Source organism: Kineococcus sp. G2, assembly GCF_037154035.1.
GTDB lineage: Bacteria > Actinomycetota > Actinomycetes > Actinomycetales > Kineococcaceae > Kineococcus.
The window spans coordinates 1-9184 of record NZ_JBBBEM010000098.1 but is presented as its reverse complement, the minus strand read 5'-3'; the positions used below and the strand labels follow the sequence as shown (position 1 = coordinate 9184).

Genomic DNA, 9184 nt, shown 5'->3' with positions numbered 1-9184 from the left:
ACCTCCCGGTGGGGTGGGGCACGACTCACCGAGCACGGGCCGGGCCGCTGGGGTAGACGTAGGCGGGTGGCCGACTCCCCCGCTCCCCTGGACTCCCCCGGGTCGCCCGCCCTGCGCTGGCCGGCCTCCCTGACGCTGGTGCGGCACGGGCAGAGCACCGGCAACGTGGCCGACGCGCGGGCGCGCGCCGCGCGGGCCGAGGTGGTGGACGTCGGCGAGCGGGACGCGGACGTGCCGCTGTCGGACCTCGGCAGGCGGCAGGCGGCGGCCGTGGGGGCGTGGCTGGCGGGTGGGGCGGGCGCTCCGCCGGCGCCGCAGGTGGTGCTGAGCTCCCCGTACGAGCGGGCGCTGCGGACGGCGCAGGAGGTGGTGCGCGCCGCGCGCGCGGCGGGGCTGGAGGTGCCGGACGTGCGCACCGACGAGCGGTTGCGCGAGCGCGACCTGGGCTGGTGGGACGGGCTGACGGGTGCGGGGGTGCGCGCGCGCTTCCCGGAGGAGTCGGAGCGGCGGGCGCGGCTGGGGAAGTTCTACTACCGCCCGCCGGGCGGGGAGAGCTGGTGCGACGTGGCGCTGCGGGTGCGCAGCGTGCTGGCGTCGCTGCGCGAGGAGCACGCCGGCCGGCACGTGCTGCTGGTCTCCCACCAGGCGGTCGTCATGAACTTCCGGCTGGTGCTGGAGGGCCTGGACGAGCGGGCCGTGCTGGACCTGGACGACCGCGATCCGCTGGCGAACTGCTCGGTGACGTCGTACGAGCGCGACGGCGCGGCGATGCGGCTGCGGCTGGCCGGGGACGCGCGGGCGGTGGCGGACGTGCGGGTCGCGGGCGGTCCCGGCGGTGACTCCCGCGACGCTCCCGGCGAGGACGGGGCCGACGACGCCGCCCACGACCCGGGGGACGGCGCGCGGGCCGGGACGGCGCGGGTGGCGCGGTGAGCGCGCGGGACGCGGCGGTGACCGTCACGTCGGCGGTGCTGCGGGAGTGGCCGCTGCCGCCGCCGGGCGTGGGCAAGGAGTCGCGCGGGCGCACCTGCGTGGTGGGCGGCAGCGAGCGCACGCCGGGCGCGGTGCTGCTGGCGGCGGAGGCGGCGCTGCGCTGCGGGGCGGGCAAGCTGCAGGTGGCGACGACGGCCTCGACGGCGGCCGCGCTGGGGGTGGCGCTGCCGGAGGCGCTGGTGCTGGGGCTGCCCGCCGACGACGGGGGCGGCATCGACCCCTCGTGCGGTGCGCAGGGTTCGGACCTGGCGGACCTGGTGCAGGGCGCCCACGCGGTGTGCCTGGGGGTGGGCACGGTGGGCGAGGAGTCGGTGGTGCGGCTGCTGGAGGCGCTGGTGCCGCCGCTGGAGCGCGCGGTGGTGCTGGACGCGATGGGCCTGGCGCCGGTGACGCGGGACGCCTCGTTCCTGCACCACCTGCGGGGCGGGGCGGTGCTCACGCCCAACCTGCCCGAGCTGGCGATCGTGCTGGGCGTGGACGAGGAGGAGGTGCAGCGGGACGCGGCGGCCGCGGCGCGCGAGCTGGCCCGCCGCAGCCGGTGCGTGGTCGCCGCCGGCGGGGGCGAGTCGTGGATCGCGGCGCCGGACGGGCGGTTGTGGCTGGACGTGTCCGGTGGCGCCGGCCTGGGGGTGTCGGGTTCGGGTGACGTGCTGGCCGGGATCGTCACGGGCCTGTGCGCGCGGGGCGCGGACCCGGTGCAGGCGGCGGTGTGGGCGTGCCACCTGCACGGGCGGGCCGGTGACCGCCTGGCCAGCTCGGTGGGCCGGTTGGGGTTCCTCGCCCGGGAGCTGCCCGCGGAGGTGCCGCGGGTGCTCGCCGAGATCGAGGTGTGAGTGGGGCGCGCGGGGCCGGGGCCCCGCGCGTCAGGACAGCAGGGCGGTGGCGGCGGGCACGAGGTCGGCCTGCGGCACCTGCAGGTTCCACGTGGTGGAGGAGCGCTGCCCGGCGGTGCGCGGGTCGCCGTCGGGGCCGGACCAGGCCTGCGGCTCGGCGGTGACCTTCCAGGCACCGGTGCCGTGCTGGCGGGCGCGGGCGGCGAGCGCGTCGTCGCCGGAGCGGCTGGCGGCGGAGGCGATGACGTCGACGGCGCGGCTGAGGGAGCGGGCGTCGTAGAAGGCGATGCTGCAGCCGGCCTCGGTGGCGGAGGTGGCCACGAGGATGCAGCCCGTCTCGGCCAGTGCCGCGTCGATGGCTGCGACGGCGGCGCTCTCGCGGGGGGCGCGGCGGGGTGCGGGGACGCTGGTGCGCGCGTCGGTGCTGACGGTCTGAACGGACATCCGGAGTACTCCTCGGGAGACGACGTCGGCCGGGTGTCGGAGTCCCCCTCGACTCGGCCCGACACCCAGGAGACGGCATCGGTCGGCGTGTCTTGCGGCTTGAGTGTAGGCACCCGGACGGCCCCGTCCGGACACGGGGGGCCGGTGTTCGCCTGGGGCGCAACAGGAACCAACGACACGGTGTCGTAGGTGCGTGCCGGTCACCGGTCGGCGCCCGGGTCCTTCAACTCTCCTGTTACGTGAGGGTAGGGTCCGGAGGACGACCGGCCCGGGTGGCGCGCTCGTCCCCGGCAGGACCCGCGGGCGGGACGGGGGCCGGGCGGTGGCGCCGGCCGAGCGGGGCCGGGCGGGGATCAGGACCTGGGGGGCGGATGAAGCAGGGCGGGACCATCGACGGCGGGACCACGGCCACCGGCGGGCGTGGCGATCCGCGGCTCGTCGCGCTCCCCCGCGCGAGACGGGCGGCCGGGCGGTACCCGACGCTGGCGGCGCTGTTCGACCCGCGCAGCAACGCGCTGAACGTCCTGCGGCTGGCGCTGGCCGCGACCGTGGCCGTCGTGCACGGGATGCAGAACGGCTTCGGCCACCAGCCGCAGGTCGGCTCGACCGACCTGGGCGGCCTGGCCGTCGACGGCTTCTTCGTCATCAGCGGCTTCCTCGTCGCGCGCAGCTTCCTGCGGCTGGGGTCCGTGCGCCGCTACGCCTGGCACCGCTTCCTGCGGATCATGCCCGGCTTCTGGGTGTGCCTGCTGCTCACCGGCGCCGTCGTGGCTCCGCTGGCGGCCGTCCTGTCGGGCGAGCCGGCCGGTGCGGTGCTGCGGGGGCCGGAGACCGCGGTGTCGTACGTGATCGCCAACGCCGCGCTACTCATGCGGCAGTTCGGCGTCAGCGCCGTGACCGACCCCGTCGCGGGCGGGCAGGCGATCCTGGACGGCTCGCTGTGGACGCTGTTCTTCGAGGCCTGCTGCTACGTCGCCGTGGCCGCGCTGGGGGTGGTGGGCGTGCTGCGCCGGCGCCGCTGGCTGCTGCTGGCCTGCGCCCTGCTGTGGGGGGCGACGATCGCCTCGGTCGCCGGGGTGGACCTGGGCACGGACCTGATGCTGCGGTTCGTGTTCGTCTTCCTGCTGGGGGCGGCCGGGCACGTCTTCGCCGACCGGATCCCGGTCAGCGACCTGCTGGCCGCCGCGTGCGTGCCGGTGGTCGTCGCGGGCCTGTACCTGCTGCCGGACCACCGCGCCCTGGCCGGCCCGGCGTTCGCCTACCTGTTCCTGTGGGCGGCGGTGCGCCTGCCGCTGCGGCAGAACCCGCGCTGGGACCTGTCCTACGGCCTGTACGTCTACCACTGGCCGATCCAGCTGCTGCTGGCCCTGGCGGGAGCCGCCGCGCTGGGCACCGCCGGTTTCGTGGCGCTCAGCCTGCTGCTGGCCTGCACCGCGGCGGGGGCGTCGTGGCTGCTGGTGGAGAGCCCCGCCCTGCGGCTGAAGGACGCCGCGTGGGTGGAGGCACCGCTGCCGCGGCTGCGACGGCGGACCGCGTAGGCCGGCGGCGCGGCGGGTCCGGCTAGACTCCCAGGGCCCGCGGCGAGCGCCCGCGGGTGGGCCCCCGTAGCTCAGGGGATAGAGCATCGGTTTCCTAAACCGTGTGTCGCAGGTTCGAATCCTGCCGGGGGCACCCACCGGGCCGTGGACGGGCGGGCGAACGGCCCGCGAACACCCCGCCGCGGACCTGGCCCGCGCTCGGCGCGGCCCCCTAGCGTGGCGGCATGCGCTGGCTGGGCACGGCGATCGGCGGGACGGCCCTGGTGGGCGGAGCCCTCTCGTGGGCGCTGACGGCCACCGCGATGTCGGCGGTGCACGCCGCGGAAGCGCGCGCCCTGGGGCCCGGTCACACCCCGGAGATGCCGGGCGAGGACGAGCTCGCGCTGGTCGCCCACGACGTGCGCCTGGCCGCGATGGCGGCGATGTGGTGCGCCCTGCCGCTGCTGCCGGCGCACCGGGCGGGGTGGCGCGGCACCCGGCCGGCACCGGTCGCGTCGTGGCTGGGGGCCGGTGCCGCGCTCGTCGTCGCCAACGCGACCCTCGGCCGGGCCGTGGACGGCCGCTCCCCCGCCCTGGCCGCGGTGCTCGTGCTCGCGGCAGTCGCTGCGGGTGCGGCGGTGGGTGCTCTCCTCGCGCGCGGCCGGCGCGCCGGGCGGCCCGCTGCCCCGACGGCGGCCGGGGTGCGCTGGTGGTGGCTGGCGGGCTCCGGCACGCTGGCCGCGGGCACCGCCGCCGCGGCATCGGTGCAGGGCCTGGGCAGCGAGCGCTACGCCGCCTTCACCCCGCAGGAGCTGGCCACCGCGAACGCGCTGGTGACGCTGACGCTGCTGCTGGTCTCGGGCGCGTGCGCCGCCGCGCTGCGCCCGGCCACCGGTGCGGGTCGCACCCCGTCGGCCCGCACCCCGGGCGCGCTCGTCCGCGCGGCCCCCGTGGTCGCGCCCACCGCGCTCGCGGCGGTGCTGCTGCTGAACCCGGGCGGGGTCGTGCCGGGGGCGCGGGACCTGCCCTGGGCGGTGGGCCCGGCGCTCGTGGCGGCCCTGGCCCCGTTCCTGCTGGCCGCCGGCCCGGGCCTGCGCGCCCCGTCCCGGCGACGGGTCCTGACCACCGCGCTCGTCCTGACCGGTCTCGGGGTCGTCTCGACGGTGGCGCTGCCGGTGCTCGCGCCGGTGATCGTCGTCGGCGGGGTGCTCGGCCTGACCCTCACCGCACCGGCGGGGGCGTACGTGAACTACGACGGCCTGCCGATGACGGGCGCCGGGGGGCTGCTGGCGCTCGGCGCGCTGACCGTCCTCCTGGTCCTCACCGGGGAGCGGGAGGCGCGGAGGGCCCCCGCGACGGAGCGCTCGCCGGCGTGAGCCGCCGCGCGCCGGCCCTGCCGCCCGGCCGGCAGCCTGCGATGCTGGGGCGATGGGTGCTGTGAACCTCGAACCGCGGTCCGGAACCCCGGCGGGAACGTCCGGTGGCGGGAGCGCCGCGCACCGGCCCGGCAGGGCGGCAGCGGCGGGCACGGTCCTGGCGGCCGCCCTGCTGCTGAGCGCGTGCGGCTCGGCCGAGGCCCCCACCGACCCGGCGGCCGCCACCTCCTCGGTCACGACCGCGCCCACCGGCACGCCCACCGCCTCCGGCTCGGCGTCCTCCCCCGCGGGGACGATCACCGTGCCCGCCTACTACGCGGGCCGCACCGGCATGGAGGGCGGTCTGGAGGTCGCGCTCTACCGCGAGTTCCACGACGTGCCCTCGGCGGGCGACCCCGTCTCCACCGCGCTGCGGGAGATGCTGCGGGCCCCGCGGGACCCGGACTACTTCGTGCCGTGGCCGGAGGGCACCGAGGTGCTGAGCGTGGAGCGGATGCAGGACCTGGTCACGGTGGACCTGTCCGCCGAGGCGGCGACGGCGCCGGAGGGCGCGGGCGAGGACCTGGCGCAGGCGGCGCTGCAGCAGGTCGTGCACACGGTCACGGCGGCCGACCCCTCGGTGGCCGGGGTGCAGCTGCTGATCGACGGCTCGCGCGTGCCGGACCTGTGGGGTCTGGGCGCGCACGCCGGGGAGGCGCTGGCGCGGGCGCAGGCGTCGGAGGTGCTGGGGCCGGTGTGGGTGCTGGAACCGGCTCAGGGCGCCGAGGTGACCTCCCCGGTGACGCTGGGCGGGGAGGCGTCGGTGTTCGAGGCGACCGTGGGCTGGGAGGTCCTGGACGCCTCCGGCGCCGTCGTGGCCGACGGGTTCACCACCGCGGCCGAGGGCGCCCCCGGCCGCGGGGCCTGGTCGGTGCAGGTGCCGCTGGAGCCGGGCGAGCACACCGTCCGCGCGTTCTCGACCTCCGCCCGCGACGGGTCCGTGATCGCCGTGGACTCCAAGGACGTCACCGTCACCGGCTGACACGGGCCCGGCACCGGCGGGCACCGCCGGCCCGTCAGCCGGAGAAGACCCCCACGGCCCGCTGCAGCTGCGCGGACGTCTCGGCGACGCCGCGGGCGGCCTCCCGCACGGCCGCCAGGTCGCGGGAGGTCCGCTCGGCGGCCTGCACCACCCCGTCCAGGGTGGTGCCGATGGCGCGCCCGGACTCGCCGGCGGCGGCGACCTGGTCGACGACCTGGCCGGTGGTGCTGGTCTGCTCGGCGACGGCGGCGGCGATGGTTCCCTGGTAGCCGTCGATGCGGGCGACGATGTCGCTGATCTCGGCGATGCGGGCGGCGGCGGCGGCCACGGCCTGCTGGACGTCGCTGATGCGCCCGGTGATGTCCTCGGTGGCGGTGGCGGTCTGCTGCGCCAGCTCCTTGACCTCCCCGGCGACGACGGCGAAGCCCTTGCCCATCTCCCCGGCGCGCGCCGCCTCGATGGTGGCGTTCAGCGCCAGCAGGTTCGTCTGCTCCGCGATGGCGGTGATGACCTTCACGACGCTGCCGATCTCGGAGGAGGAGCGGCCCAGCTCGGCGACGGCGCGGCTGGTCTCCGAGGCGACGCCGACGGCCTCCTGCGCGATGCGCGCGACGGCCTGCGCGTTGCGGCTGATCTGCCCGGTGGCCTCGCCGGTGCGGCGGGCGCCGTCGGCGACCTCGGCGATGCGGGTGGTCACCTCGTGCGCGGTGCCGCTGACCTCTACGGCGCGGGCGCTGGTGCCGGCGGCGTGCTCGGCGATCTGGTCGCTGGAGGCGACGAGCCGGGTGGCGGCCGCGTCCAGGTCCCCGGCGGCGCCGGTGACGTCGCGCACGACGCAGGCGGCGCGGTCCAGGGTGGCGTTCAGGGCGACCGCCAACTGCTCCAGCTCGGTGCGGCCGCGGCCGGTGTCCAGGCGCGCGGACAGGTCGCCGCGGGCGAGGACCTCGGTGGCGCGGCGCACGGGGCGCACGATGCTGCGGCCGACGGCCAGGGAGACCCCGGCGCACAGCAGCAGGATCGCTCCGGCGCCGAGCGCGAGGCGGCGGGCGTCGGCGAGCGCCGCCTCGGCGACGCTGTCGACGTAGACGCCGGAGCCGACGACCCAGCCCCACGGCTCGTAGCCGGCGACGTACGACGTCTTCGGCTGCGGGTCCTCCTCGCCGGGCTTGGGCCACTGGTAGTCGACGAACCCGGCGCCGTCGCGGCGCACGACGTCGACCATCTCCACGAACAGCAGCTTGCCGTCGGGGTCGGCGTTGGCGGACAGGTCGGTGCCGTTCAGCTCGGGCTTGACCGGGTGCATGAGCATGGTCGGGGCCTGGTCGTTGACCCAGAAGTACTCCTCGCCGGAGTAGCGCAGGCCCTCCAGGGTGGCCAGCGCCCGCGCCTGCGCGTCGGCCTCGTCGAGACGGCCGGCGGCGGCCTCGGCGCCGTAGCGCTCGACGACGCCGAGGGCGGTCTGCACGACGGCGCGGGTGGCGGCACGGCGCTCGGCGAGGATGCGGTCGCGCGTCTGCAGGCTCGCCAGCAGCGTCACACCGGCCATGCCGATGGCGGCGACGAGGACGACGACGAGCAGGCGCGACGCGATGGACCGCAGGCCCGTGCTCTTCATGGGGAGCTCCCTCGCTCGGCGAACGGTCCCCACCGGACCGTTCGCCCTCCCCATCGGCGCGGCCGGGGCCGGGCTTGAGCGCCCGCTCGCACCGCACCGCCGTCCGGTCGACCTCTGGTCACCGGCTGTTCGCCGCGGGTTCGTTGAGAGCGCACAGGGCGATCGACAGACTCCGCCGGGTGAGATCGCGCACCGTCGCCGCCGCCACCCTGGCCGCCGCCACCGTCCTGACCCCCCTGACCGCCGCCTCCGCCGCGACGGAGAGCCACCCCCACCCCGGGCACGGCCACGAGCAGGCCGCCCCGCTGATCGTGGGTCACCGCGGCGCCTCGGCGTACCGCCCCGAGCACACCCTGGCCGCCTACGAGCTGGCCGCCGAGCTGGGCGCCGACGTCATCGAGCCGGACCTGGTCTCCACGAAGGACGGCGTCCTCGTGGTGCGCCACGAGAACGAGATCTCCGGCACCACCGACGTCGAGGAGCGTCCCGAGTTCGCCGACCGGAAGGCGACGAAGACGATCGACGGCGTGGAGCTGACCGGCTGGTTCACCGAGGACTTCACCCTGGCGGAGCTGAAGACGCTGCGCGCCGAGGAGCGCCTGCCGGAGCTGCGCCAGGAGAGCACGATCTTCGACGGCGCCTACGAGGTGCCCACGTTCGAGGAGGTCCTCGACGAGCGCGAGCGCCTCTCGGAGGAGCTGGGCCGCGAGATCGGGGTCATCCCGGAGATCAAGCACTCCACGTACTTCGAGTCCATCGGGCTGCCGATGGAGGCGAAGGTCGTCGAGGCGCTGGCCGAGCACGGCCTGAACCGCCCCGGCTCGGGGGCGACCGTGCAGTCGTTCGAGCTGACGAACCTCATCGAGCTGCGCACGGAGCTGGGCCTGCGCGCCGACTCGGTGTTCCTCACCTCGGCCTCCGGCGCCCCGGCGGACCTGGTGGCGGCCGGTGACCCGCGCCAGTACGCGGACCTGCTGCTGCCGTCCACGCTGCGCGACATCGCCCGGTACGTGGACGCCATCGGCCCGTCGCTGACCCAGGTGGTGGCGCTGGAGGAGGACGGCACGCTGGGCGAGGAGACCCGCCTGGTCGACGACGCGCACGCCGCCGGCCTGGAGGTCGTGCCCTACACGCTGCGCCCGGAGAACGAGTTCCTGCCCGTGGACTACCGCAGCAGCGAGGACCCGGCGGAGTTCGGCCGCGTCCTGGACCTGGCCCAGGTGTACTTCGAGGCCGGCATCGACGGCATCTTCACCGACTCCCCCGACCTGGGTGTCGTGGCGCGCGACCGCTTCCTGGCCGAGCGCGACGGGGAGGGCCACGCCGGCTGAGCGAGCCGGCTGAGCGAGCCGGCTGAGCGAGCCGGCTGAGCGAGCCGGCTGAGG

The 9184-nt window shown here is 77.0% G+C and carries 8 protein-coding genes and 1 tRNA gene; 7 read left to right on the top strand and 2 right to left on the bottom strand.

Going from position 1 to position 9184, the window contains the following annotated elements:
• The first annotated feature begins 66 nt into the window (after positions 1-66).
• A complete protein-coding gene (locus tag V9U69_RS14455) occupies positions 67-933 on the top strand; it encodes a histidine phosphatase family protein (protein WP_442907779.1) in 867 nt (288 codons plus the stop codon).
• Complete coding sequence (locus V9U69_RS14450; RefSeq protein ID WP_337062549.1) at positions 930-1826, top strand: NAD(P)H-hydrate dehydratase; 897 nt, start codon at positions 930-932, stop codon at positions 1824-1826. Before V9U69_RS14455 ends, V9U69_RS14450 begins: the two co-directional genes overlap by 4 nt.
• Before the next feature lie 30 nt (positions 1827-1856).
• On the opposite strand, the gene V9U69_RS14445 is transcribed toward V9U69_RS14450, so the two are convergent.
• Positions 1857-2270 (bottom strand): hypothetical protein, encoded by a 414-nt coding sequence (locus tag V9U69_RS14445; RefSeq protein ID WP_337062548.1) that lies wholly within the window; start codon positions 2268-2270, stop codon positions 1857-1859.
• 371 nt (positions 2271-2641) lie between these two features.
• On the opposite strand from V9U69_RS14445, the gene V9U69_RS14440 reads away from it, so the two are divergent.
• From V9U69_RS14440 to V9U69_RS14425, 4 genes are all read left to right on the top strand, one after another.
• On the top strand, positions 2642-3808 hold the full coding sequence (locus V9U69_RS14440) for an acyltransferase family protein (protein WP_337062547.1): 1167 nt from the start codon (positions 2642-2644) through the stop codon (positions 3806-3808).
• Positions 3809-3868: 60 nt separating this feature from the next.
• Positions 3869-3941, top strand: a tRNA-Arg gene (locus V9U69_RS14435).
• A gap of 91 nt (positions 3942-4032) precedes the next feature.
• Entirely contained in the window at positions 4033-5163 is a 1131-nt protein-coding gene (locus tag V9U69_RS14430) for a hypothetical protein (RefSeq protein ID WP_337062546.1), read from the top strand.
• Between the two features lie 61 nt (positions 5164-5224).
• A complete protein-coding gene (locus tag V9U69_RS14425) occupies positions 5225-6184 on the top strand; it encodes a Gmad2 immunoglobulin-like domain-containing protein (protein ID WP_337062545.1) in 960 nt (319 codons plus the stop codon).
• 34 nt (positions 6185-6218) lie between these two features.
• Here the strand turns inward: V9U69_RS14425 and V9U69_RS14420 are convergent, their stop codons facing one another.
• A complete protein-coding gene (locus tag V9U69_RS14420; RefSeq protein WP_337062544.1) occupies positions 6219-7799 on the bottom strand; it encodes a methyl-accepting chemotaxis protein in 1581 nt (526 codons plus the stop codon).
• A gap of 179 nt (positions 7800-7978) precedes the next feature.
• Here V9U69_RS14420 and V9U69_RS14415 point away from each other — a divergent pair, with 179 nt between their 5' ends.
• Entirely contained in the window at positions 7979-9130 is a 1152-nt protein-coding gene (locus V9U69_RS14415) for a glycerophosphodiester phosphodiesterase (RefSeq protein WP_337062543.1), read from the top strand.
• The last annotated feature ends 54 nt before the right edge of the window (positions 9131-9184 follow it).